General features: G+C 73.7%; 19 protein-coding genes. 14 read left to right on the top strand and 5 right to left on the bottom strand.

Annotated elements, in window-relative coordinates; translation table 11 throughout:
* Positions 1-50: 50 nt before the first annotated feature.
* Genes ACH01S_RS02405 through ACH01S_RS45075 form a run of 3 tightly spaced genes read right to left on the bottom strand, consistent with a single transcriptional unit; the run spans position 51 to position 2,529 of the window.
* A complete protein-coding gene (locus ACH01S_RS02405; RefSeq protein WP_067884813.1) occupies positions 51-836 on the bottom strand; it encodes an amino acid ABC transporter ATP-binding protein in 786 nt (261 codons plus the stop codon).
* Complete coding sequence (locus ACH01S_RS45080) at positions 833-1,687, bottom strand: amino acid ABC transporter permease (RefSeq protein WP_246236930.1); 855 nt, start codon at positions 1,685-1,687, stop codon at positions 833-835. The genes ACH01S_RS02405 and ACH01S_RS45080 overlap by 4 nt, the downstream gene beginning before the upstream one ends.
* Positions 1,645-2,529 (bottom strand): substrate-binding periplasmic protein, encoded by an 885-nt coding sequence (locus tag ACH01S_RS45075; RefSeq protein ID WP_067884811.1) that lies wholly within the window; start codon positions 2,527-2,529, stop codon positions 1,645-1,647. The genes ACH01S_RS45080 and ACH01S_RS45075 overlap by 43 nt, the downstream gene beginning before the upstream one ends.
* 204 nt (positions 2,530-2,733) lie before the next feature.
* Here ACH01S_RS45075 and ACH01S_RS02390 point away from each other — a divergent pair, with 204 nt between their 5' ends.
* Positions 2,734-3,729 (top strand): terpene synthase family protein, encoded by a 996-nt coding sequence (locus tag ACH01S_RS02390; protein ID WP_246236928.1) that lies wholly within the window; start codon positions 2,734-2,736, stop codon positions 3,727-3,729.
* Here ACH01S_RS02390 and ACH01S_RS02385 read toward each other — a convergent pair.
* Positions 3,718-4,713: a winged helix-turn-helix domain-containing protein gene (locus ACH01S_RS02385; protein WP_067884808.1), complete on the bottom strand. Its 996-nt coding sequence runs from the start codon at positions 4,711-4,713 to the stop codon at positions 3,718-3,720. The genes ACH01S_RS02390 and ACH01S_RS02385 overlap by 12 nt on opposite strands.
* 68 nt (positions 4,714-4,781) lie before the next feature.
* Between ACH01S_RS02385 and ACH01S_RS02380 the strand changes: the two genes are divergently transcribed.
* The 13 genes from ACH01S_RS02380 (at position 4,782) to eccCa (ending at position 20,462) form a co-directional block, all read left to right on the top strand.
* Positions 4,782-6,044 (top strand): MDR family MFS transporter, encoded by a 1,263-nt coding sequence (locus tag ACH01S_RS02380; protein WP_148344569.1) that lies wholly within the window; start codon positions 4,782-4,784, stop codon positions 6,042-6,044.
* Positions 6,045-6,076: 32 nt separating this feature from the next.
* Entirely contained in the window at positions 6,077-7,861 is a 1,785-nt protein-coding gene (locus tag ACH01S_RS02375) for an NAD+ synthase (protein ID WP_067884806.1), read from the top strand.
* Between the two features lie 142 nt (positions 7,862-8,003).
* Positions 8,004-8,336 (top strand): hypothetical protein, encoded by a 333-nt coding sequence (locus ACH01S_RS02370; protein WP_067884804.1) that lies wholly within the window; start codon positions 8,004-8,006, stop codon positions 8,334-8,336.
* Positions 8,337-8,366: 30 nt separating this feature from the next.
* A complete protein-coding gene (locus tag ACH01S_RS02365; protein ID WP_067884802.1) occupies positions 8,367-8,672 on the top strand; it encodes a pore-forming ESAT-6 family protein in 306 nt (101 codons plus the stop codon).
* Between the two features lie 45 nt (positions 8,673-8,717).
* On the top strand, positions 8,718-9,701 hold the full coding sequence (locus ACH01S_RS02360) for a TNT domain-containing protein (protein WP_067884800.1): 984 nt from the start codon (positions 8,718-8,720) through the stop codon (positions 9,699-9,701).
* 37 nt (positions 9,702-9,738) lie between these two features.
* On the top strand, positions 9,739-11,064 hold the full coding sequence (gene eccD / locus ACH01S_RS02355; protein WP_067884798.1) for a type VII secretion integral membrane protein EccD: 1,326 nt from the start codon (positions 9,739-9,741) through the stop codon (positions 11,062-11,064).
* Positions 11,065-11,074: 10 nt separating this feature from the next.
* The gene (locus ACH01S_RS02350) at positions 11,075-12,001 is read left to right on the top strand and encodes a nucleotide-binding protein (protein ID WP_083980207.1); all 927 of its coding nucleotides are present in this window, start codon (positions 11,075-11,077) and stop codon (positions 11,999-12,001) included.
* Positions 12,002-12,131: 130 nt separating this feature from the next.
* The gene (locus ACH01S_RS02345; protein WP_148344568.1) at positions 12,132-12,428 is read left to right on the top strand and encodes a DUF6507 family protein; all 297 of its coding nucleotides are present in this window, start codon (positions 12,132-12,134) and stop codon (positions 12,426-12,428) included.
* Complete coding sequence (locus tag ACH01S_RS43170) at positions 12,428-14,659, top strand: DNA/RNA non-specific endonuclease (RefSeq protein ID WP_067884794.1); 2,232 nt, start codon at positions 12,428-12,430, stop codon at positions 14,657-14,659. Before ACH01S_RS02345 ends, ACH01S_RS43170 begins: the two co-directional genes overlap by 1 nt.
* 12 nt (positions 14,660-14,671) lie before the next feature.
* A complete protein-coding gene (locus tag ACH01S_RS02335) occupies positions 14,672-15,145 on the top strand; it encodes a hypothetical protein (protein WP_067884792.1) in 474 nt (157 codons plus the stop codon).
* Between the two features lie 87 nt (positions 15,146-15,232).
* Positions 15,233-15,610 carry a hypothetical protein gene (locus tag ACH01S_RS41805; RefSeq protein ID WP_083980205.1) on the top strand — a complete coding sequence of 126 codons (378 nt, stop codon included), beginning with the start codon at positions 15,233-15,235 and terminating at the stop codon, positions 15,608-15,610.
* Positions 15,607-16,500: a DUF6177 family protein gene (locus tag ACH01S_RS02330; RefSeq protein ID WP_083980203.1), complete on the top strand. Its 894-nt coding sequence runs from the start codon at positions 15,607-15,609 to the stop codon at positions 16,498-16,500. Before ACH01S_RS41805 ends, ACH01S_RS02330 begins: the two co-directional genes overlap by 4 nt.
* Positions 16,497-20,462 carry a type VII secretion protein EccCa gene (gene eccCa / locus ACH01S_RS02325; protein ID WP_067884790.1) on the top strand — a complete coding sequence of 1,322 codons (3,966 nt, stop codon included), beginning with the start codon at positions 16,497-16,499 and terminating at the stop codon, positions 20,460-20,462. Before ACH01S_RS02330 ends, eccCa begins: the two co-directional genes overlap by 4 nt.
* A 3-nt stretch (positions 20,463-20,465) precedes the next feature.
* Here eccCa and ACH01S_RS02320 read toward each other — a convergent pair whose 3' ends face one another.
* Positions 20,466-22,595 (bottom strand): SpoIIE family protein phosphatase, encoded by a 2,130-nt coding sequence (locus ACH01S_RS02320; RefSeq protein WP_246236926.1) that lies wholly within the window; start codon positions 22,593-22,595, stop codon positions 20,466-20,468.
* Positions 22,596-22,752: the final 157 nt, after the last annotated feature.

The following is a 22,752-nucleotide window of genomic DNA, read 5'->3' as shown; positions in this document are numbered from 1 at the left end:
GTTACGCGCGCGGCGCCGTCCCCGGACGGCGCTGACCGGAACATATCCGACTAGTCCTCCTCCCCGACGCGCGCCGCGGCCGGATCGAGGACGCGGGACAGGAACGTCCGGGTCCGCTCCTCGGCCGGGTCGTCGATCACCCGCGCGGGCGGGCCCTCCTCGACGACGAGGCCGCCGTCCATGAACGCCACCCGGTCGGCGGCCTCGCGGGCGAAGCCCATCTCGTGGGTGACGACGAGCATGGTCATCCCCGTGTCGGCCAGGCCGCGCATGACGCCGAGGACGTCGCCGACCAGCTCCGGGTCGAGCGCGGACGTCGGCTCGTCGAACAGCATCACCGCCGGGCCCATCGCCAGCGCGCGGGCGATCGCCACGCGCTGCCGCTGCCCGCCGGAGAGCTCCGCCGGGTACGCGCCGACCTTCCCGGCGAGGCCCACCCGCTCCAGGTTCTCCAGCGCCACGCGCCGCGCCTCCTCCTTGCCGCGCCGCAGCACCTTGCGCTGCGCGATCTCGACGTTGCCGAGCGCCGTCAGGTGCGGGAACAGGTTGAACGACTGGAACACCATGCCGATCCGGCGGCGGACGGCGTCGATGTCGACGTCCGGGTCGGTGATCTCGGCCCCGGCGACGCGGACCGTCCCGGCGGACGGCTCCTCCAGCAGGTTCACGCAGCGCAGCAGCGTCGACTTGCCCGACCCGGACGGGCCGATCACGCACACCACCTCGCCCGCCCCGACGCGCAGGTCGATGCCGCGCAGCACCTCGGTCGCGCCGAACGCCTTCCGCAGCCCGGTGATCTCGATCGCGCTCCCCGGCGTCTTGTCCAAGCTCGTCATTTGCGCCGGGCCTCCAGCCGCCTCGCCAGCAGGCTCAGCGGGATCGTGATGAGCAGGTAGCAGATCCCCGCCACGATGATCGGCGTCGTGTTGCCCTCGTCCCCGGCGAGGTCGCGGCCGAACTTCGTCAGCTCCCGCTGCTCCAGCGTGATGCCGAGGAACAGGACGAGCGAGGAGTCCTTGCAGAGCAGGACGAGCTGGTTGGTCAGCGGCGGGATGACGATCCGGAACGCCTGCGGGATGACGATCGACCGCATCGCCGTCGGGTAGGACATGCCGAGCGACCGCGCCGCCTCCATCTGCCCCGTCGGGACGGCCTCGATCCCCGCGCGGATCGTCTCGGCCAGGTAGGCGGTGGCGGCGAGGCCGAGCGCGAGGCCCGCCTGCCCGGCCGCGCCGCCGGGGACGTTCGTCCCGGGGAAGGCCAGCGGCACGCCGACGCCCACGAAGATGAAGATCAGCAGCAGCGGGAGCCCGCGGAACACCTCGATGTAGACGGTCGCGAACCACCGGTACGGCGGGACGGACGACAGCCGCATCAGCGCCACGACCAGCCCGCCCGCGAGCCCGATGCCGAACCCGACCGCCGTGTAGAGGGCCGTGTTGCGCAGCCCGACCGTGATGATCTCGGGGAACAGGCCCTTGGCGACGTCCCAGTTCGCGAAGTTGAGCCGCAGCTTCCCCCAGTCGGCGAACGCCACGACCAGCACCACGACGACGGCGAACAGCGCGTACTGCCCGCCGAGCGACACCTGCCTGCGGCGCCGCCGGGACAATCGGCCCGCGCCGACCGGCCCGGCCTCGGCCGTCACGAGCCGCCGCCCGCGGCCGGCGGCAGCGGACCGATCCACTTCTCGTAGATCCGCTTGTACGAGCCGTCCGCCCTGGCCTGCGCGATCACCTGGTTGGTGAGCTTGACCAGCGCGGGGTTGTGGCCCTTGCGCATCCACATCCCGTACTGCTCGCCGGTGTTCAGGTTGGCGACGAGCTCGAACGCGGAGTTCGCGGGGTCCTTGAGCCAGCCGCGCACGACCGGGTCGTCCTGGACGATCACGTCCACCTGGCCGGTGCGCAGCCCGTCCAGCTCGGCGTTGGAGTTGTCGAACGAGCGCGGGTCGAAGCCCTTGCCGCGGACGAAGTCCTCGCCCGTGGTGCTCGCCTGCGAGCCGAGCTTGAGCTTCTTGGCCTTGACGTCGTCCAGCGACCTTATGCCGCTGCCTTTCTTCGCCATGAGCGACTGCGTGGCGTCGAAATAGGGGTCGGAGACGTCCATGAACCGGACGCGGTCCGGCTTGATGGTCATCCCGCCCATCTGAATGTCGCATTTCCCGGCATTCAGCGCCGAACCCGTCTTCATCGTCTCGAACGGCGTGTCGACGATCTTCTGCGTGACGCCGAGCCGCTTCGCGACGAGGTCGATGATGTCCACGTCGAAGCCGACGACCTTGCCGGTCTTCTTGTCCGCGGACTGGAACGGCGGGTAGGGCAGGTGCGTGCACGAGGTCAGCGCGCCCTTCTTCACGAGCTTCACGCCCTGCACGGTGGCGCCGTCGTCCCCGCCGCACGCCGCGGCGGTCAGCGCCAGGGCCGCGAGCGCGGCCGCGGGCGCCCAGCGGGCGGTTCTTCCGGACGCGGTTCTCCTGGACGCGGTGCTGCTGGACGCGGTGCTTCTGGACGCGGTGTTTCCGGACATGGTCCTTCTGGACACGGTGTCCTCCCGGGGGAGCATTTTTCCTGATCATGACATGGCGGTTCCGGCCGCGACAGTGGCGGTGTCGGCACCCCTCCTGACAGTGCCCGTCCACCGGTTTCCCGAAAATTGACGTGCCGATCATGCGTTCCCGACGCAGTGATCATTAACGTGGGTCGCGTCGTGGACATCTCTCTTCTTCTCTCGATGACCGACCGGGTGAGCGGGCTGGCCGGCCCGTCCGCGATGCATCCCGAGTCGTGGCGGCTGGGCGCGCGGGTGGAGACCTGGGCGCGCGGCCGGGGCCTCGTGCTCGGCGACCCCGACACCTCGCCGCTCGGCCGGGCGCGCTGCGAGCGGCTCGCCGCCCGCGTGTTCCCGACCGCCGAGCTCGGCGCGGTCGAGCTGTTCGCCCGCTGGCTGACCTGGGCGCTCGCGCTCGACGACGCGCTCGACCACCCGCCGCTCGCGGTCAGCGGCAGCGGCGTCCACGCCCTCTACGACGACCTGACGCGGGCGATGCGGCGCGGCCACGCGCGGCCCGGCGCGCGCCCGCTGGAGGCCGCGCTCGTCGAGCTGTGGGCCGAGACGTCCGCGAACATGAGCCGCGAGTGGCGCCGCCGGTTCATGCTGCAGTTGGAGGCGCACCGGGACGGCTGCGCCGAGGAGTCGGTGAACCGGCGGATCCGGCACGTCCCGGCGGAGGCCGAGTTCCGGTCGCTGCGCCGCCGCGCGTGCGGCCCGTTCCTGTACCACCTGGCCGAGCCGGTGCTCGGCGTCGAGCTCCCGCCCCGGCTGCTGCGCACCCCGCGCTGGAAGACCCTCGCCGACAGCGTCGCCGACGCCGTCGCCTGGTCCAACGACCTCGCCTCGCACGACCTGGAGGCCGACCGCGGCGACGTGCACGACCTGCCCGCCGTCCTCGCCGCCGCGCACGGGCTGGACGCGCCGCGCGCCGCCGCGCTGGTCGCCGACCGGATCGCCGACCGGCTGGAGGACGCCTGGACGGCCGCCCGCCGCCTGCCCGACATGCTCGACCGGCTGGAGCTGACCGCCGCGCAGCGCGCGGCCGCCGCGCAGGTCGTCAAGGTCCTGCTGGACACGCCGCGCGCGCACCTCGACTGGCTTGCCGAGTCCGGCCGCTACGAGCCGGGCACCGGTCCCGAGCCGCTCCGCCTCGACGCCCTCGCCTCACTCCGCTGACCCTCCCTCCGACGCGGACCCGCTCGCGAGCGCGTCGCCCGCCGGGGTGCGGACGTAGAGGACGCGGCGCCCCAGCCGGTGCCCGGCGACCAGCCCGCACGCGCGCAGGACGCCGAGGTGCTGGCTGACCGCCCCGGCCGTCACGCCCATCCGGCGCGCCAGCTCGGTCGTGGAGGCGGGCGTCGCGAGCGCGGTGAGCAGCGCGGCGCGGCGGCGGCCGATCAGCGCGGCGAGCGGGTCGCCGCGTCCGGGCGCGCGGCCGGGCGCCTCCCACAGCGTCGCGACGCCGTTCGGCGGGTAGCTGAGCATCGCCTGGTAGGGCGGCACCATCACCGAGACCTGCGGCCAGACGAACGCGCTCGGGACGAGGAGCAGCCCCCGCCCGCCGAGCTCGCCGCGCCAGTGCCAGTCCCGGTCGATGCTGAGCGTCCCGGAGCGCCAGGACACCGCGTCGTGCAGGCCGCCGAACACGCCCGCCGCGCCCGCCACGGCGAGCGCGCCCGTGCGGCGCAGGACGTCCCCTTCGAGCAGGTCGCGGACGCGCGGCCAGAACGGCTCGACGGCCGCCGCCCAGTAGGCCCGCAGGAGCGCGTCGGTCGTCTCCAGGGTCCGCTCGGGGTCGGCGGCCATCGCGTGGCGCGCGGGCGACGGCAGGGCGCCGCGCTCGGTCCAGCGCAGCTCGTCCGCGACGACCTCCGGCGGCGTGGCGCGGACGACGGCCAGCTCCGCCTCCAGCTCGGGCAGCGGGCTGGACGGCGGCGGCGTGAGGAAGTCGGGGATGTACCCGGCGGGCGGGACGAGCCGCCGCAGCGGCCCCATGTCGAGCCCGCGCAGCCGGGGCCGGACGGCGTGCACCCACGGCAGGTGCAGCGCGTGCCCGGACGGGTCGGCGAGGACCCGCAGGCTGCGCACCATCTCCCACAGCGGCGAGAACGCGAACCGGACGCGCGCCACGTCGTCCGGGGCGAACACGAACTCGATCATTTCGACCCGACCATTTAGTCCAGGCTAAATGATTACCGCGGGCCGTCCGCAGCGCGGACGATCGGCGGGTGACCACTCTGCAAGGCTCCCCGGCCGCCCCTCCCGGACGGCTCGCCGCGTTCCTGCGTCCCCGGGTCGGCGGCTTCCCCCGGACGTTCTGGACGCTCTGGGCGGGCACGCTGCTCAACCGGCTCGGCACCATGGTCGAGCCGTTCCTCGGCCTCTACCTCACGACCGTCCGCGGGCTGTCGCTCGCGCAGGCCGGGCTCGTCATGGCGGTGCTCGGCGCGGGCTCGCTCGGCGGGACGCTGCTCGGCGGCGTGCTCGCCGACCGGATCGGCCGCCGCGCCACGCTGACCTGCGCGACCGTCGGCACCGGCGCAGCGATGCTGGTCCTCGGCTACGCGCAGGGGATCGCCGCGATCGTCGCGTCGGCGCTGCTGCTCGGCGTCCTGCTGGACATGTACCGGCCCGCGGCGCAGGCGATGGTGGCCGACATCATCTCGCCCGCGGACCGGCCCCGCGCGTTCGGCCTGCTGTTCTGGGCGATCAACCTCGGCTGGGCCGTCGCGATGGTGCTCGGCGGGACGCTCGCGCAGCAGGGCTTCCTCTGGCTGTTCTGGATCGACGCCCTGACCTGCGCCTCGTTCGGGCTGCTGGTCTGGCGGGCCATCCCCGAGACGCGGGTGCGCGACGGCCGCGCCGCCGCCGGGGTGTTCGCCGGGTTCGGGCGCGTCCTGCGCGACCGGGTCATGGTCGGGTACGTGCTGATCTCGCTCGTGTACACGTTCGTCCTCATGCAGGGGCTGACGACGATGCCGCTCGCCATGCGCGAGGACGGCCTCGGCCCGCAGGACTACGGCATCGCGTTCGCCGCCAACGGGGTGCTGATCATCATCGTCCAGCCGCTGGTGAACGCGTGGCTGGCGCGCCGCGACCACAGCCTCGTGCTGGCCTGCGGGTTCGTCGGCGTCGGGATCGGCTACGGGCTGACGTCGCTGGCCTCGTCCACGGCCGGGTACACCGCGACGGTCCTCGTGTGGACGCTCGGCGAGATCACCGCGGCGTCCGTCCTGCAGGCGGTGGTCGCCGACCTCGCCCCGGTCGACCTGCGCGGACGCTACAGCGGCCTGTACGGGATGGCGTGGTCGGGCGGCTTCCTGCTGGCCCCGCTCGGCGGCACCCAGCTGCTCGGCCTCGGCGGGGCGCCCGCGCTGTGGCTGACCTGCACGGGCCTCGCCGTCGGCGCGGCGGTCGCGGTGGCCGCGCTCGGCCCCGCGATCCGGCGGCGCCGCGCCGCCGCGCTGGCGGCCGCCTTTTCGTCAGAGTGACGAAACGGGTTCGCGCGATCTATCCTTGGACCGTGGCACAGCTCAGGATCGCGCTCGCGCAGGTGAACCCGACCGTCGGCGACCTCGGCGGCAACGCCGACAAGATCGTGCAGTGGACGCGGCGCGCCGCCGACGCGGGCGCGCACCTGGTCGCCTTCCCCGAGATGGCGCTGACCGGCTACCCGGTGGAGGACCTCGCGCTCCGCGCGTCGTTCGTCGAGGCGTCCCAGCGGGCCCTCGCGGCGCTCGCCCGGCGGCTCGCCGACGAGGGCCTCGGCGGCCTGCCCGTCGTCACCGGCTACCTCGACCGCCGCACGGTCGGCCTCGTCCGCTCGGGCCAGCCCGCGGGCGCCCCGCTCGACGCGGCCGCCTGGCTCCACGGCGGCGAGGTGCTGGTCCGCTCGGCCAAGCACCACCTCCCGAACTACGGCGTGTTCGACGAGTACCGGATCTTCGTGCGCGGCGACCGGCTGCCCGTCGTCCGGGTGCACGGCGTGGACGTCGCGACCGTCGTCTGCGAGGACCTCTGGCAGGACGGCGGCCCGGTCAGCGTCACCGGCGCCGCCGGGGCCGGGCTGCTGCTCGCGCTGAACGCGTCCCCGTACGAGCGGAACAAGGACGACGTCCGCCTCGACCTGTGCGCCCGGCGCGCCCGCGAGGCGGGCTGCGCCCTCGCCTACGTCAACATGGTCGGCGGCCAGGACGAACTGGTCTTCGACGGCGACTCGGTCATCGTCGGCGCGGACGGCACGCCGCTCGCCCGCGCGCCCCAGTTCACCGAGCACCTCCTCGTGTCCGACCTCGCGCTGCCCGCGGCCGACCCGTCCGCCGAGCCGGGCCGCACCCCCGTCGACGCGCTGGACGGCACCACGATCACCGTCGACCGGCTCGTCCTGTCGCCCGACCCGCTGCCCGCCTACCCGGTCGAGCCGCAGACCGTCGCCGAGCCCCTCGACGACCTCGCCGAGGTGTACGCGGCGCTCGTCCTCGGGACGCGCGACTACGTCCGCAAGAACGGGTTCCGCTCGGTGGTGCTCGGCCTGTCCGGCGGCATCGACTCCGCGCTCGTCGCGACGCTCGCGTCCGACGCCATCGGCCCGGAGAACGTGCACGTCATCCTGCTGCCGAGCCGCTACTCCTCCGAGGGCTCGGTCGTCGACGCGGAGGAGCTCGTCAAGCGGCAGGGGCTGAACGCGCGGACCGTCCCCATCGCGCGCATGGTCGAGGCGTTCGAGGAGCAGCTCGACCTGCACGGGCTCGCCGCCGAGAACCTCCAGGCCCGGATCCGCGCCAACGTGTGGATGGCCATGTCGAACGAGCACGGGCACCTCGTCCTGACCGGCGGCAACAAGAGCGAGCTGGCCACCGGCTACTCCACCCTCTACGGCGACTCCGCGGGCGGCTTCGGCCCGATCAAGGACGTCTTCAAGCTCACCGTCTGGGAGCTGGCCCGCTGGCGCAACACCCAGGCGGGGAAGTCGTCGCCGTTCCTGCACCTGTTCGCCGAGGAGCCGATCCCGGAGGCGATCATCCGGAAGGAGCCGTCCGCCGAGCTGCGCCCCGGCCAGCGCGACGTCGACAGCCTGCCGGAGTACACCGTCCTCGACCCGCTCCTCACCGACTACGTCGAACGCGACATGGGCCGCGCCGCCCTCCTCGCCGCCGGGCACGACCCCGCCCTCGTCGACCGCGTCATCCGGCTGGTCGACATCGCCGAGTACAAGCGCCGCCAGTACCCGCCCGGCCCCAAGATCACTCCGAAGAACTTCGGCCGCGACCGCCGCCTCCCCATAACCAACGCCTGGCGCGAGCGCTAGTTTCACCGGACCGAAACCGGGATATTCCCCGGTCCTTCTGTCAGCTCCGGCCACGACGCGGACGGGAACCGACTATCGTCATTGGCGATTTCACCGGGAACCTAGACATGAAGGACACACCGACGGGGCAGGTGAGGGGACCGTGGGACGCTGGGATCAGGGGCAGGAAACGCTGGTCACGCTGGCCAGGAACACCGGGGACCGCGGCGAGGAGCTCGCCGCGCTGGTCAAGGAGCTGATCGTGGCGGCCGAGCCGCTGGCGGGCAGGTTCAATGGTGCGGGAAAAGCGGCGTTCGACAATTTCAAGGCGCACTCTGACCAGATCATCGCTGATCTGAAAGGTGGCCTGAACAGGGTGAACACCGGGCAGCTCGGAATGGAGAAGGCGTTCGCGTCCGGCGATCAGGAGATGGCGGACGAGGGCCGGCGCTCGATGTCGGCCGCCAACTTCGACGGCGCGAAGTTCCGCGCCTGACACCCGTCGGACCCGAGGAAGGACCCGAACGTGGGAGACACCGGACGGCGCAGCTACGACACCGGCGCCTCGGCGGAGGCCCAGGCCAACATCCAGCGGATCGTGGGGCGGCTGGAGCAGCTGATCGGCACACGGGACACCGACGTCAAGGCCGCTCTCGCCGACTTCGAGGCCACCGGCGTGTCGGACGAGTACCGCGCGAAGGAGCTCAAGTGGCACAACGCGGCCAACGAGACCCGCGAGATCATCCGGCTGGTGAAGGCGACGCTGGAGAAGAACGACGAGATCGCGGGCACGACGCTGAGCAAGGCGAGCGCGGCCGTCCAGGGCATCTGACCCGGGCGCCGCGCCGGGGCGCGGTCACATCCGGCTGAGGCGGCGTTGGTACGCGACTACGACACGCAGCTGCTGGAATCGGTGGCGGTGCGGCGCCGCCGGCTCCGCGACGCCCTGCTGTTCGGGCCGCAGCGCACCCGCCGCACCTTCGACGAGAACCTGATGAAGGTCGTCGCGGGCCTGTGCGTCGCGGCGGTGCTGTGCGCGGGCGCGGTCGGCTGGTCGTACCTGCGGTCGCGGCTGCGCGAGCAGGACCGGCGGCAGGCCGCGCAGGCGCAGCCCGCCGTGCCCGGCGGGACCGAGGGCGCGCCGGTGCCCGCCGACTGGGTGGGCACCGCGGTCACGTTCCAGCGGCTGCGCCTCGCGCTCGCCCGCGCCCGGGTTCCGGCGGACCTCTTCGTCCTGCCGGACCGGCCGCGCCCTCCCGCCGGGACGACGACCGGCTACTACGTCATAGCGCGCGGCGCCCGCGCGTTCAGCGGCGGCGTCGTGGAGTTCGAGCGGGCGCGCGTCGCCGCCGAGTTCGCCACCGAGGACGAGGCGTGCCGCTGGCTGTACGGGGAGCTGGTCGGCGGCGCGCGCGAGCAGCGGCGCCCCGTCCAGACGCTGGACCCGGCGGCGGAACGCGACGCCGCGGCGCGCGCCGCCGCGCTCGCCGCCGACGCGCGCGCCAGGATCGCCGCCGGCGGCGGGGCCCCGGTCGCCTACCCGCTGGCACCGGGCACGGCGGTCGACGCGTTCGGGCAGGAGAGCGGGTCGGTGCTGTTCCCGTCCGGCGTCCCGTTCGCCCGGCGGGGCCTGCCGCCCGTCGCGCGGCGGAGCCCGTCCGGCTACCACCGGTACCGGGTCGCCAGGGCGTTCACGGTGACCGCCGCGCTGTCGCCGCCCGCGCCGGGCGGCCCCGGCGGCGGAGTGCGGTTCACGGTCGAGGCCGGGCTGCTCCCCCGTCCGCCCGCGCTGCCCACGATCTGGCTGCTGCTGCGGGACGGCTACCTCGACCGCCTCGCCGCCCCGGCCGTGCCGCGGTGACCGCCGATGAGCGGTGACCCTACCGAGGAAGGACGCCATGCCCGCGTGGAGCCGCGTGACCCTGGTCGGCGAGCGACGCCGCGTCGACCTGGTGCTGCCGGCGGGCGAGCCGATCGGCGCGCTCATGCCGGACGTACTGGAACTGCTCGGCGACACCGTCCAGCACCCGCCGCGGCTGCGGCACCTCGTCACGACGGCCGGGGAGGTCCTCGACCCGGGCGCCAGCCTCGCCGACCGGCGGATCCCGGACGGCGCGGTGCTGCGCCTCGTCCGCGCCGACGAGCCCCTGCCGGCCCCGGTCGTCCACGAGGTCCCCGAGGTGGTCGGCGACGCGCTGGAGGGCCGGCTGTGGCGGTGGGGCCCGGCCGCCGTCCGCTGGTACTCCACCGCCGCCCTCGCGGCGATGTCGGCCGCGCTCGCCCTCGTCCTGCGCGGGACCCTGACCGGCGGGGCCGCGCCCGGGGCGGCCGCCGCCGTCGCCGCGCTGCTGCTGCTCTGCGGGCTCGCCACCGGCGCGGCAGGGCGGGAGCCGCTCGGCACCGCGCTCGTCCTCGGCGGCGGCGCCGCCGGGGCGGTCGCGCTCTGGTCCGCCGCCGACCACCTGGACTGGCCGGAGTGGGCGCGGTGGGCGGGCCTCGGGCTCGCCGCGGCGGTCCTCCTCCTCGTCCTCGGCCTCGCCACCCCGCTCGGCCGGGGCGGCGTCATCGGCGCCGGTCCGGCCGCCGCGCTCGCCCTGGTCGGCGGGGGCTGCGGCGCCGTCGGCCTCGACGCGCCCCGCACCGCCGCGGTCCTCGCGCCGGTGTGCGTCGTCCTGCTGAGCACCGTGCTGCGGCTGGCGCTGACGGCGTCCGGGCTGACGTCCCTGGACGACCGGCGCGGCGCGGGCGAGCCCGTCCGGCGGGGCGACGTGGTGTCCGCCTTCGACGACGCGCACCGCAGCCTCGTGTTCGCGACCGTGGCGGTGGCGGTCGCGGCGGCCGCCGCCGGGCTCGGCGCGCTGTCGCGCTTCGACGGCTGGACCTGCGCGCTCGCGGGCCTGCTCGCCGTGGTCGTGGCGAGCCGCGCGCGGATGTTCCCGCTCGTCGTGCAGAAGAGCGCCCTGCTCACCGCGGCCGCCGCGATCACCATCGGGCTGGCCGTGCGCTGCGCCGACGAGACGTCCTGGGGCGTGTGGCCCGCGCTCGGCGTCCTGCTGGCGGGACTGGCGATCCCCGTCGCCGCGCTGGGCTTCGACCAGCCCGAGCACGTCCGGGCCCGGCTGCGCCGCGTCGCGAACCGGGTGGAGGCGGTCGCCGTCGTGGCGATCGTCCCGGTCGCGGCCGGGACCCTCGGCACGGTCGACCGCCTGCTGGACACCTTCTGAAGGGAGCGGGTTGGTCGACCCCGGCCGGGACGGACCCCGGCGCGATCCGGTGCCGGACGACCTCGTCCGCCTCGACGCGCACGGGGATCCCCTGCTGCGCAGGCTGGGCCGCGGCGCCGCCCGGCCGTTCCGGGCGGCCGACGACGTCCAGGCCCTCGCCGAGCACGGCCGCTGGCTCGGCCACCCCGTCACGACCGGCCGGCGCATCGCGGTGACGGGCGTCCGCGGCGGCTCGGGGAAGAGCACGGTGGCCGCGCTCATGGCCTCGGTGTTCGCCCGCCACCGGCAGGACCGGGTGCTCGCCCTCGACCTCGACCCGCTGCTCGGTTCGCTGCCGCTGCGGCTCGGCGTCCCCCCGGGCCCGGCGCTGGCGGACCTCGCGCACGAGGGCCTGGGGACGGCGCCGTTCGACGCCGTCCAGCCGCACCTGTTCCGGCTCACCGAACGGCTCTGGGCCCTGCCCGGGACGCGCGGCGTCGGGGACGCCAGGCTGGACGCGGCCCTCTACCGCGCGGCGGGCCTCCCCCTCAGCCGCTTCTTCGGCGTCACGGTCGCCGACTGCGGCCCCGGCGTGCAGACGCGGCTGCACCGCGAGGTCCTCGCCGCCGCGCACGCGCAGGTGCTGGTCACGCCGGCCACCGCCGAGGGCGCGGCGAACGCGGGCCGGGCGCTCGACTGGCTCGGCTCCGGCGACCTGCGCGGGCTGGTGGCCCGCACCCTCGTCGTGTTCACCGTCCGCAGCCCCCTCGGCGGGCGGCCGCCGCCGATCGTGCGCCGCGCCCGGGAGATCCTGCGCGAGGTCGGCGCGGACGCGGTCGCGCTGAACTACGACCGGCACCTGGCCGTCGGCACCACCGTGAACCCGTCGCGGCTGGCCTACACGACCCGGGTCACCGCCATCGCCATCGCCGCCGAGGCGCTCCGCCGCGCACTGTGATTCTGACCGCCGGTCAGAATCCTGTTACACAAATCGGTGGTTTTATCCCATCCAATTCCCGTCATGTCCCACTTTTGTCGCACTCGACTCCTACAGTGGCCGTCGTACCGGCCCGACGATGGGGGTGTGCATGACGGCCTGGGACATAGATCCACAAGGCGTGCAAAGTGTGATCAATCGGACGGGGGCGGCTTTCAAGCCGATGGAGAAACACGTCAAGACCTTCGTGACCGGCTCGCGGGACGCGGCGGAGGCCACCGGCAGCCCGCGCGTCGCCCAGGCCCTGCAGGGATTCGTCCAGCACCATCAGACGACGCTGAACGGAATCGCCCAGCGCACCCAGCACACCCTGGAGGCCGCCGCCAAGGCCACCACCGCCTACATACGCGGTGACCATGAGATGGCCGCGGGAACTCCGGACCGCTGATGATCGTCCCGGACCAGGTTCTCGCCATCATGGCCAAGGTCCAACCGGACGTGGTCGAGGCCGAGGCCCATGACCTGAAGAAGGCCGCCACCGGAATCCGCGACGCGGGCGCTGACGTCCACAGCACCTGGCAGGGCCTTTCCGCCTTCTACAAGGCGCCCGAAGCCGACCGGCTCTTTTCCGCCACCACCGCCGTCCGCGACGACTCCGCCATGTTCGCGGGCCAATTGGAGAAGGTCACCGGCGCGCTGACCACCTATGCCGCCGAAACGCGAGTGATCAAGAACAGGCTCACCGGCCTCTACATGCAGGCCGTGACCTTCGTCAACAAGACCTACGCCGAGGACGACGACTGGCAGAAGAACAAAGACCTGGTCCGCCAGAACAACGACCTGATCAACGCCGTCGACGCCCAGGCGATCGCGTTCCAGAACGCGCAGGAGAAGGCCGCCCAGAGCATCTACTCCGCATACGGCGGGACCGCTCCCGCCTTACCCACCGGCAAGGGCGGCGGGGAACGGCCCTGGGGCTCCCCCGAAAAAGCCGACCTGCCCTGGTACGAGGACATGTGGAACGGCGGCGTGTCCCTGTTCAAGGGCTTCTTCGGCGACGGCCTGTGGGGCGACGCGTCCGGCATCTGGAACCTCGTCACCTCCCCCGGCAAATGGTGGGACGCCTACAAGAGCATCATGGCGCTCGGGCTCCCCGCGCTCCCGCTGGTCGGCCCGGTCGCGATGATGGTCCCGTCCGTCCGGCACAAGGTCTTCGAGACGTGGAAGGGGTTCGGCAAGAGCTTCGTCGCCTGGGACCGCTGGAAGCAGGATCCCGCCCGCGCCTTCGGCAACACCCTCTACAACGTCGTGACGACGATCGTCCCCGTCGGCAAGGCGGGCAGCGCCGGCAAACTCGGCAAGCTGAGCCGCGCCGGCGCGCGGGTCGGCGACGTCGTCGACCCGGTCAGCCTCAGCATCCGCACCGCCGCGAAGCTCCCCAAGGTCTCCGACATCGCCGCCCAGCTCACCGGCAAGATCGGCGACTTCACCGGCAAGGTCAAGGTCGGGATCCCCAAGATCACCGTCCCGTGGCGCCATCCGGATCCCGTGCCCTACCGGCCCGTCCACCACGCGGACATCCCCGACCGCATCCCCGAATGGGTCCAACGCGAACACCGCCTGGACGCCGAGTTCCAGGTCCGCAACAGCCGCACCCCCGAAATGGCCGGAGCCCGCCCCGGCGAAATCACCAACACCGTCCACGACCCGTCGCGGCCGATCCCCGAGACCGCCCCGCACGGGCCCGCCCACGGCCCCGGCACCACCCACCACGGCGACCTGGGCGGCCCGCGCGAAGGCGATCTCGGCGGGCCCCCGCACGACCCTGGCTCCCCCGTCCCGCCCCACGGCCACGGCGGACCACCCCATGACCCGTCGAGCGGCGGCCACGGCCGCACTCCGGAAGACCAGGTCATCGAGAAGAAGGACCCCCTGTCCCCGAAGCGGAGCAAGCCCTTCGGAGCGGGCGTCGAACTCGAGGCCAACAAGCGGTACATCGTCACGGACCAGGGCGGCCGGTACCGTGGCGTCTTCATCACCGACGACCACGGGGTGATCAGAGAGGTCCACACGTGGTCCCGCAGCGTGGGCAAATGGCGGCCGGACCTGCGCAACCCCCTCCCGAACGCCGAGTACCACGTGGACGACAACTGGGTCTTCCACACCGACCACCACGGGCGGACGGTCAGCGCCGAGGGCCAGTTGCACCACCCCGGCTCGGACGACGCGCGCCGCATGACCACGGACCAGCGCAACGCCGGCTACGAGGGAGCCGCCGAGTACCGGAAACTCAACCAGCAGATCCTCGACAATTTCGAGGCTGAGCACGGCCGCCTTCCCATGGCACACGAGGTGCAGCTCTACCATGATGTCAAGTGGAACGGCGGGCACCTTATCGGAACCGCCCTCGGCGGCCCCGGCGAGCGCATCAATCTGGTCGCGATGCTGGAGAAACTCAATCAGGCGCAGAAGGGAACGACGCCGCTCAACAATTACCGAAAAATGGAAGAATACCTCATCGCCATCCTGGACAGACCGCATCCACCGAGGGTGCATTTCGCCATACAGGCACATTATCCAGGAGGCGGCAGAGTGCCGACGGAGATCAGCATCCGGTACAAGGTCGACGACCTGCCGGCACGCACGATAACCTACGACAACATGCCGTCCATGGGATAACGTCCGATCGGAATGATCATGGTTGACAAGGGTGCGATGTCACCGCCGGAGCAAGATCAGGTCCTGCGCGAAGTCGGCGGCGCCCTACTTGAGGTGGCGCCGCCCAACTGGTCTGAAATTCGTTACACGATCGGGGCCACCGCCGAACTGACCAGCACCCAACTCGAAGCACTCCTGGACGACGGGTCGGTCCTTGATCTCGACCCGCCGGGACCGGTGCGCAGGAAGTTGCGGGAACTCCGCACCGGCATGTACCAGCCGGGAAAAGGGACCTGGTTCACCGCGAGATATGTGATCCGGCGACCGACTCGGTACAGCGTCGACTTCGACTACGACAACGAGCCCGACTTCGGATCGGAGATCGGATTCGACCCGGTGCCCCTGACATATGTCAACGACCTCAAGATTTTTCCGCGCGATGACGAGCACGTTCCCGGCTGGCTCCGGCAGAAGATCGACGAGGCCGGGGCAGGCGAAGCGGACTAGGCGATTGACCGCGATGCCGGGGCGGGCGCGCGCGACCGGCGAGAGAGCGGTCGGAGCGGACCGAGGTCGGTGAAGGGGGCGGGGCCCGTGACCAAGGATGTTGTCGCGTTGGTGGCGGTGGAGCCGGATGCGGCGGCGGTCGTGGCGGGGCTGGTCGCGGCCGGTGGCGAGTGGCGGGTGCAGGGCGAGGCCGGGGGCGGGGCGCTGCGGTTGTGCGATGACGACGGGCGGACGGTGGTGACCGTCGAGACGCCCGTGCTGGTGGAGGTCGCCGGCGAGCTGACCCGGCTGCTCGGGCCGGAGGTCGGGGAGGTGGCGGCGCCGGTGTGGTGGGTGGAGGCGCGCGGCGACGAGTTCCGGGACGGGTCGGAGGTCGTGGCCTTACGGTTCGCGGCGCGGCTCGTCCAGCGGCTCGGCGGGGTGGTGTGGACGGGCGACCCGGAGTACGTCAGGCGCGCGACATGACGCCGCCGGTGATCGACGTGGTGTCGGAGCGGGTCGGGGTGGTGATGCAGAACCGGCCCGTCGTGTCGCTGTCGTCGTGGATGGCGGAGGCGATCCGGCTGTGCGCCGAGGCGGGCAAGGGGGTGCAGGTCGTCACGCCCGCGCACGCGAGGCTGACGCTCCCGCTGCGGCTGGCGCTCACCGGCCCGGACTGCCGCTGGGTCGTGACGAACCCGGGGGGCGGCTACTACGACGGGTTCTCCGGCGCGACGCTGGCGTGGGACGGCGCGGCCTTCGCCCCGGACGGCGGCACGGCCGACGCCTTCAACGGCGCCGCCCCGGACGGCACGCAGTTCCTCGTCAACGCGACGGTCCGGCACACCGCCTACGACACGTTGAACGTCGGGGTCGTCGCGCAGGTGATGTGCGAGGAGCTCGACGGCGCCCCGCCGGCCGGGTGGGGCACGTCCGAGCCCGCGGGGACCGCGTGGAACGTGGAGCGGCTGACGAGGCTGTGCCGCGACCGGGCGCCGCTGTCCACCTGGCTGGTGTTCGTCGGCGAGGCGGCGGTCGGCACGATGACGGTGACGCGCACGACGTCGGGCGTCCAGGAGGCCGTCACGCTCGGGGTGGGACGCGAGCCCGACGTGCGGAGCCTCGTCGAACGGCTGGACGCGGGCTTCTCCCTCGTGTCGGTGCTGGCGCAGCGGATCCCGGGACGGCCCGACCTCACCGCGGAGCCGCGCTGGGCGGGGCTGCCCGTCCCGGTGGGAATGGCGGTCGGGCCCGAGGCCCAGGCGGAGATCGGCGCGGGGACGTCCGGCCGGGCGAGGTGGTACGACCTGAGCGACGGCCCGGAGGGGTGGGAGGAGTTCGCCCGGATCGTGTCCACGCTGAGGGGACCGGCGTGACCACCCGGGTCGTGCACCGGCCGGCGCGGACCGTGCACACTCCGGCGCCGCCGGAGCCGCGGCAGGTGGAGGCGCCGCCGACGCTGCCGGAGGCGGGCGGCACCGGCTCCCAGCTGATGGCGATCCTGCCGATGGTCGGCATGATGGGGTCGCTGACGATCATGACGGTGATGCGGAACCCCGCGTTCATCGGGCTGGGCGCGGTGATGCTGGTCGTCGCGATGGCGGCGGGCGGCGCGCTGCTGCTGTCGCGGCGGGGGCAGGTGTCGCGGCAGCGGCGGAACCAGCGGGAACGGTACCTGGAGTACCTGGAGGAGCTGCGGGAGGAGCTCGCCGAGCGGGAGCGGGCCGCACGGGCCGAGGCGCGGGTGCTGGACCCGCCTCCGGAAGCGCTGTACGACGTCGTCCGCGACCCGGCGCGGCTGTGGGAGCGCAGGCGGCGGCACGGCGACTTCCTCCGCGTCCGCGTCGGGTCCGGGCTGGTGCCGGGCCATCCGCTGGCGGTCGCGGAGCGCGGGACGGCGCTGGCGCCGACCGACCCGTTCATGCTCTCGGAGGCGAACGCCCTGGTCGAGCGGTTCCGGATGGCGCCGGACATGCCGCTCACCGTGCCGCTGGACATGGCGGGCGACGTCAGCGTGATCGGGACCCGGGAGGACGCGCTGCGGCTGATGCGGGCGCTGCTTGCGCAGCTCACCGCGTTCCACGCGCCGGAGGAGGTCGCGCTCGCCTACGGCGGCCCGCACCTGGCCCGCTGGGCCTTTCTGAAATGGCTGCCGCACGCGCTGGACCCGGACCGGCGCGACGGCGGCGTGCCGGTGCGACTCACCGCGACGAGCCCGCTGCGGCTGGCCGCGGTGCTGGCCGACGACCTGCGGGCGCGCACCGACCTCGCGGCGGAGGTGCGCCGCGGCCTCGGCGCCCGGGACGCCCCCGCGACGCGGCGCAGGCTGGTGATCGTGCACGACACCCACGGCGAGGTGGCGGCGGACCTCGTCCGGCCGGACGAGTCGATCCCGGTCGCGGACCTCGCCGTCACCGTCGTGCACCTCGTGGAGCGGCGGTCGCACGAGCCGGGCGACGTGCGCGTCCGGATCGTGGTGGACGGCGACCGGGTGGAGGTGACCGACCTGCGCGGCCCTGCGCCGGTGCGGATGAGCGGCACGGTCGACGACGTCCCGGACGGGATGCTGGACGGCCTGGCCCGCATGCTGGCGCCGCTGCGGCTGTCGCGGGAGTCGGCGGACGAGGCGGCGGCGCAGGGCGGCGACGTCGGCTTCCCGTCGCTCGCCGGCGTCGACGATCCGGCCGACCCGGACGTGGCGCGGCTGTGGGCCCCGCGCGGCGAGCGCGCGTTCCTGCGGGTCCCGATCGGGCTGGACGACGCGGGCCGCCCCGTCGTCCTCGACCTGAAGGAGGCGGCGAGCCTCGGCATGGGGCCGCACGGCCTGTGCGTGGGCGCGACGGGGTCCGGGAAGAGCGAGCTGCTGCGCACGCTGGTGCTGGCGCTCGCGTGCGCGCACTCCCCCGAGCGGGTCGGCATGATCCTCGTCGACTACAAGGGCGGCGCCACGTTCGCGCCGTTCCGGTCGCTGCCGCACGTCGCCGGGGTGATCACGAACCTGGAGGACGACGCGGGGCTGATCGAGCGGGTGCACGCCAGCCTGTCCGGCGAGGTGCAGCGCCGCCAGCAGGCGCTGCGGGACGCGGGGAACATCGCGAACATCGGCGACTACGAGCACCGCCGGGCCGAACGGCCGGACCTGCCGCCGCTGCCGCACCTGCTGGTCATCATCGACGAGTTCGGTGAGCTGCTGACCGCGCGGCCCGACTTCATCGAGCTGTTCCTCTCGATCGGGCGGATCGGGCGGAGCATCGGCGTCCACCTGCTGCTGTCGAGCCAGCGCATCGAGAGCGGCAAGCTGCGCGGCCTGGAGACCTACCTGTCGTACCGGATCGGGCTGCGCACGTTCTCGGAGGAGGAGAGCCGCACCGTCCTCGACACCCCGGACGCCTTCCACCTGCCCGCGCTGCCCGGCTTCGGCTACCTGAAGGTCGACACGAGCGTGTACACGCGGTTCAAGGGCGGGTACGTGTCCGGGCCGTACCGCGGCCAGGCGGAGGACGAGGAGGCGGCGGACGGGCCGCGCGTCCGCCCCTACCCGGTCGCAGACCCGCCGAAGCCTGAGGACGAGGGGCGTTCCGCCGGGGAGGCGCGGCTGCCGGAGCGGACGTCGGGGCCGACGCTGCTCGACGTGATGGTCCGCGGCCTGTCCCGGCACGGCCGCCGCGTCCAGACGATCTGGCTGCCGCCGCTCCCCCCGGTGACGACGCTGGACGGGGCGTGCGGGGTGGTGACGGTCGGCGGCGACGGCCTGCGGCTGCCCGGCCCGGCGGCGCCGCTGCGGGTCCCGATCGGGCTGCTGGACGACGCGCGCAGGCAGTGGCAGGGCGTGTGGCGGCTGGACCTGTCCGCGTCCGGCGGCCACGTCGCCGTCATCGGCGGGCCGCAGACGGGCAAGACGACGCTGCTGCGCACGCTCGTCCTGTCGCTCGCGCTCACGCACTCCCCCGCCGAGGCGGCGGTGTACGGGCTGGACCTCGTCGGCGGCGGGCTGCAGTCGCTGGAGCGGCTCCCGAACGTCGGCGGGATCGCGGGCCGCACCGACCGGGACCGGGTGCGGCGGACGGTCGAGGAGGTGCACGGCATGCTGGAGCACCGCCAGGAGGTGTTCCGGCTGCGCGGCATCGACGGGCCGGAGCGGCTGCGGCGGATGCACGCGGCCGGGCGGGTGCCGGAGCTGCCGTGCGCCGACGTGGTCCTCGTCGTGGACGGGTTCGGCGCGGTCCGCGGCGACTTCGAGGAGATCGAGGACATGGTCATCGACCTGCTGCAGCGCGGCGGCGGGTACGGCGTCCACGTCGTCGCCGGGATGCTGCGCTGGAACGACGTGCGGATGGCGGTGCAGGCCACCTTCGGCCAGCGCGTGGAGCTGCGGCTGAACGACCCGGCGGACTCGGCGGTGGACCGCGGGCTCGCCGCGGCCATCGGCGCGGGGCAGCCCGGCCGCGCGCTCACCGACGCCCGGCTGTTCGGGCAGGTGGCGCTGCCCGTGCTCGGCGAGGTGCCGGAGCCGTCCGCGCTCGGCGACGCGGCGGAGTCGACGGTGCGCCTCGTGCGCCGCGCCTGGTCCGGGGCGCGGGCGCGGGCCGTGCGGATGCTGCCCGACCGGCTGCCCGCGCACACCCTGCCCGCCCCGCCGGACGAGCCCCGCCGCGTCCCGGTCGGCGTGGAGGAGCGGGCGCTCGACCCGGTGGCCGTCGACCTGTTCGGCGAGGACCAGAACCTCCTCGTGCTCGGCGACGCCGGCTGCGGCAAGTCGAACCTGCTGCGGCTGGTGGCGCGCGGGCTGATGGACCGGTACCGGCCCGGCGAGCTCGTGTTCGCCGTGATGGACCCGAGGCGCTCGCTGCGGGACCTCGTCCCCGAGCCCTATCTCGGCGGCTACGGCTCGACCCCGCGCGTCTGCGCCGGGCTGGCGGAGGGCGTGGCCAAGGAGCTGGACGAGCGGATGCCGGACGACGCCGACGGCGCGGGCGCGACCTCGCGGGAACCGCGCGTCGTCGTGCTCGTGGACGACTACGACCTGCTCACCACGGCCGGGCAGCAGCCGCTGGCGCCGTTCGTCCCGTTCGTCCCGAGCGGGCGGGACATCGGGGTCCATTTCGTGATCGCCCGCCGTGTCGCGGGCGCGTCCCGCGGCCTGTACGACCCGCTCGTCCAAGCGGTGCGGGAGGTCGGCTGCGGCGTGCTCGTGATGTCCGGCGACCGCTCGGAGGGCCAGCTGCTGCCCCGCGTGTACGCGGACGTGCTGCCGCCCGGCCGGGCCCGCTGGATCCGCCGCGGGGAGAAGCCGCGCCTCATCCAGACGGCCCTGCTGGACGACGGCCCGCCCGCCTGACCCCTACTCCCGGTGGTGGCTTTCGCCGGGCCAGGTCTCACCGGGCCAGCCCTGGACCATCTCGGAGGCGTCGGGGTCGACGCCGGGGACGATCTGCTCGCACCAGACGACCTTGCCGGCGGCGGTGCGGCGGGTGCCCCAGCGGTGGGCGAGCTGGCTGACGACGAGGAGGCCGCGGCCGTTCTCGTCGTCGTCCTCGGCGCGGCGCAGCCGGGGCAGCGCCGCGGACCGGTCCAGGACTTCGCATACGAGCGTCCGCTCCAGGAGCAGGCGCAGCTCGATGGGGCCGGGCGCGTACCGGAGCGCGTTCGTGATCAGCTCGGAGGCCAGCAGCTCGGTCGTGTAGTCGAGCTCCTCCAGGCCCCACTCCTCCAAGCGGGAGCGGACGAGGCCGCGGGCGCGGCGGACGGCCGCCGGGTCGGCGGGCAGGGTCCAGGAGGCGTAGCGGTCTTCGGGGAGGCGGCGGAGCCGGGCGATGAGGACGGCGATGTCGTCGCGGTGCTGGTCGGCGTACACCCCGGCGAGGGTGGCCTTCGCGAGGTCCTCCATGGAGCGGTCGACGGAGTCGGGGCCGAAGATCTGCTGCAGCCGGGCGAGGCCGTCGTCGATGTCGCGGCCCCGGTTCTCGACGAGGCCGTCGGTGTAGATGACGAAGAGGCTGCCGTCCTCGACGGTGAACTCGCGGCTTTCGATCGCGGCGCCGCCCGCGACGCCGAGCGGCGGGGCGGGCGGGACCTTCAGGTACTCGTTGTCGCCGTTCGGCCCGGCGAGCAGCGGCGGCAGGTGCCCGGCGGAGGCGATCTCGATCGTGCCGGTGGTCGCGTCGTACACCGCGTAGACGCAGGTCGCGAAGTGCGGTTCCTGCTCGCCCAGCTCGATCATCAGCTCGTGCATGACGTGCAGGGCGTCGGCGGGCGGCAGCTCCAGGTTGGCGAGCGTGTGCAGGGCGGTGCGGAGCCGTCCCATGGTGACGGCGGCGCGGACGCCGTGCCCGGCGACGTCCCCGACGATGAGGGCGACGCGGGCGCCGGGCAGCGCGATCGACTCGTACCAGTCGCCGCCGACCTCGACGAGCTTGCTGCCCGGCAGGTAGCGGTGCCGGACCTCGACCGAGGACGGCGCGGACAGCCGGTTCGGCAGCAGGCTGCGCTGGAGCGCGAGCGCGGTGGCGCGTTCCCGGCTGAACAGCCGGGCGTTGTCGATCACGATGGCGGCGCGGGCCGCGAACTCCATGCCGATCTCGACGTCGTAGGCGTCGAACTTGCGGAACCCGGGGACGCGGGTGCAGGCGATGAAGCCGAGCAGCGTGTCGCGGGCGATCATCGGCAGCAGCACCATCGACACGTTGGACAGCAGCTCGCCCGCCGGGCCGCGCCGCCACAGCCGGCCGATCTCGGACGCGGCGTCGAGGTCGATGTGCGGCAGGTGGACGGGCCGGGCGGTGTCCATGACCTTGCGGTACGGCGTCCCCTCCGGGAACACCAGCACCTCGCCGACGGGGAAGGTGGACGTCCAGGCGGCGTTGCCGTCGTCGGAGGTGACCGCGATGCGGCGCAGCACCGCCGAGCCGGACTCGGCGTGCACCTCGTCGGCGGCGACGAGGCTCTCCAGCACCAGCACCGACGCGGCGTTGCAGTAGTGCGGGACGACGACCTCCACGAGCCCGCGCGCGGACTGGTCGAGGTCGAGGGACGCGCCGAACCGGGTGAGCTGGTCGTCCATCAGGGCGCGGCGCATGAGGGCCGGGTCCTGGTAGCGCTCGCTCGGCGGCAGCGCCACGCGGACGAACAGCAGCGCCGAGCGGGTGGTCGCCGAGTCGCCGCCGACCAGGGGCTGGGCGGTGACCACCGCCTCGGTGGTCGAGGAGTCGCCGCGCAGCACGGTCAGGACGCCGGTGCGCTCCTGGCCCGCGTCGCTGGACTCCAGCAGCGCCTCAAGCTCGGCCTTGGCCTCGTCCCCGACCAGCTCGGTGGCCGGACGGCCAATCAGCTCCTCGGGGGCGCGGCCGAGGACGGCCCTGGCGTTCGGACCGCATTGCACGATCCGCCGCGTTCCGTCGATGCCCAGGACGAGGGTCCGGGACGCGGAATCGGCGGCGGGCGCATCGCCTCGCGGCGCCATCACGGATCTCACCTGACGCGCTCCCAGACAGCCGGTCGTCTCAGCACTACCCAGCGACAGTATGAGGCATGACACGGTTTCAAGGGGAGAAGATCACACCTACCACGTCGAAATCCGACCGGTATATGCCTCCCCCGGCCACATTCCGGGCGCTCGCGCGCCAGCGCGG

The organism is Actinomadura chibensis NBRC 106107 (genome assembly GCF_001552135.1).
GTDB lineage: Bacteria > Actinomycetota > Actinomycetes > Streptosporangiales > Streptosporangiaceae > Spirillospora > Spirillospora chibensis.
Note: the sequence above shows the minus strand (reverse complement) of the source record. Positions and strands in the feature narration are given on the sequence as shown.

What these genes read in the sequence shown, in the direction of transcription:
- eccD (WP_067884798.1), top strand. Translation starts at nt 9,739, where the DNA reads ATGCCCGCGTGGAGCCGCGTGACCCTGGTCGGCGAGCGACGCCGCGTC.
- ACH01S_RS02390 (WP_246236928.1), top strand. Translation starts at nt 2,734, where the DNA reads ATGACCGACCGGGTGAGCGGGCTGGCCGGCCCGTCCGCGATGCATCCC.
- ACH01S_RS45075 (WP_067884811.1), bottom strand. Translation starts at nt 2,529, where the DNA reads ATGTCCGGAAACACCGCGTCCAGAAGCACCGCGTCCAGCAGCACCGCG.
- ACH01S_RS02335 (WP_067884792.1), top strand. Translation starts at nt 14,672, where the DNA reads ATGATCATGGTTGACAAGGGTGCGATGTCACCGCCGGAGCAAGATCAG.
- ACH01S_RS02330 (WP_083980203.1), top strand. Translation starts at nt 15,607, where the DNA reads ATGACGCCGCCGGTGATCGACGTGGTGTCGGAGCGGGTCGGGGTGGTG.
- ACH01S_RS02345 (WP_148344568.1), top strand. Translation starts at nt 12,132, where the DNA reads ATGACGGCCTGGGACATAGATCCACAAGGCGTGCAAAGTGTGATCAAT.
- ACH01S_RS02405 (WP_067884813.1), bottom strand. Translation starts at nt 836, where the DNA reads ATGACGAGCTTGGACAAGACGCCGGGGAGCGCGATCGAGATCACCGGG.
- ACH01S_RS43170 (WP_067884794.1), top strand. Translation starts at nt 12,428, where the DNA reads ATGATCGTCCCGGACCAGGTTCTCGCCATCATGGCCAAGGTCCAACCG.
- ACH01S_RS02385 (WP_067884808.1), bottom strand. Translation starts at nt 4,713, where the DNA reads ATGATCGAGTTCGTGTTCGCCCCGGACGACGTGGCGCGCGTCCGGTTC.